Here is a 1,647-nt window from a genome sequence, read left to right as displayed (position 1 = left end):
GGCATGTGGTCGAAGTTCATGCCGTACATGCCGCAGACCATCGTCGGCACCGCGACGACCGCCGCCCAGGCGGTGATCTTCCGCATGTCCTCGTTCTGCGCGACGGTCACCTGGGCGAGGTGCGCCTGGAGGATCGAGTTCAGCAACTCGTCGAAGGCGGCGATCTGTTCGGTGGCCCGCTTGAGGTGGTCGTCGACGTCCCGGAAGTACGCCTGTATCTCCGGGGCGATGACGCGCATCGGCTGGGTGGCGAGGATCTGGAGCGGGCGGCCGAGCGGGACCACCGCCCGCTTCAGTTCGAGCAGTTCGCGCTTGAGCTGGTAGATGCGGCCGGGGTCGGTCCGCTCGCCGTCCCGGGCGAACACGGCCGTCTCCACCAGGTCGATGTCCGACTGCACCGCGTCCGTCGCCGCGAGGTAGTCGTCCACGACCTGGTCCGCGATGGCGTGCAGCACGGCGGCCGGACCCTGGGCGAGCTGCTCGGGCGCCGCCTCCAGCTCCTCGCGCAGCGGGCCGAGCGAGCCGTGCCTGCCGTGCCGGACCGTGATGACGAACTCCCGGCCGACGAAGACCATGATCTCGCCGGTGTCCACCACCTCGCTGGTCGCGGTCAGTTCGGTGTGCTCCACATAGCAGACGGTCTTGAGGACGGCGAACAGCGTCTGGTCGTACCGCTCGACCTTCGGGCGCTGGTGGGCGTGGACCGCGTCCTCGACGGCGAGGGGGTGCAGGTCGAACAGGTCGGCGATGCCCGCGAACTCCTCCTCCGTCGGCTCGTGCAGCCCCAGCCAGACGAAGCCGTCGCCGGACTTGCGGACCCGCTCCACCGACTCGACCAGATCACGGGCGGGCGGCTGGCGCACCCCCTCCCGGTACGTCACGCAGTTGACCACCGACGAGCCCAGCGGGGAACGGGCCGGGTGGCTCAGGTCGACGCGGGCGGCGCGCCGGCGCAGGCGCGCCACTCTCCTGAGGCCTCCGACCGTGCGCAGGCCACCGACCTTGCCAAGGCTTCCGACCTTGCGCAGATTCCCTGCCATCGACATGTGGGCTCCTCGCACCAACGACTTGGCGTGCCAGTCTGCCAGTACGGCACGACACTCCGCCGAGGCCTGGGGGAACGGAAGATTCCACTCCGGAACATCCGCTCGGGGACATCCGGTTCGGCTTCCCGGGAGCAAGCGGGACAACTGGGATGATCGCGGCATGACGCGAATCGACGGTCATCTCCTCGACCCCCGGCAGTACGCCGGCCCACGGCAGCTCACCGACCACCGGCAGCTGCCCGACCACGGGCAGTCCGCGGCACAGTCGCGCTCCGCCGCCTTCGCCGCCCTCTTCGACCCGACGACCTTCGGGCACATCGAACGTCTCGGCATCGGCCCCGGCTGGCGCTGCTGGGAGGTCGGGGCCGGCGGCACCTCCGTCATCACCTGGCTCGCCAAGCGCGTCGGCCCGACCGGACGGATCCTCGCGACCGACATCGACACGTCCTGGCAGACGCGGGCCGCGCGCTCCCCGCTGGAAGTGCGGATCCACGACGTCGCCGCCGACCCGCCCCCGGTCGAGGGCTTCGACCTCGTGCACGCGCGCCTCGTCCTGTCCGATGTCCCCGACCGGGAGCGGGCCTTGGCGTCGATGCTCAGG

General features: G+C 70.7%; 2 protein-coding genes. One reads left to right on the top strand and one right to left on the bottom strand.

Annotated features, from left to right (window positions below; translation table 11 throughout):
* Positions 1–1,046 (bottom strand): magnesium and cobalt transport protein CorA (locus AOK22_RS36400; protein WP_055702951.1); only part of this gene is annotated, 1,046 nt, incomplete at its 3' end.
* Positions 1,047–1,206: 160 nt separating this feature from the next.
* Here AOK22_RS36400 and AOK22_RS36395 point away from each other — a divergent pair.
* The coding region (locus AOK22_RS36395; protein ID WP_157872401.1) for a class I SAM-dependent methyltransferase at positions 1,207–1,647 on the top strand (441 nt) is incomplete at its 3' end.

This window comes from Streptomyces silaceus, assembly GCF_001419745.1.
Classification (GTDB): Bacteria; Actinomycetota; Actinomycetes; order Streptomycetales; family Streptomycetaceae; genus Streptomyces; species Streptomyces silaceus.
The sequence above is the reverse complement of the archived record's forward strand: the minus strand, read 5'-3'. Positions and strand labels throughout refer to the sequence as shown.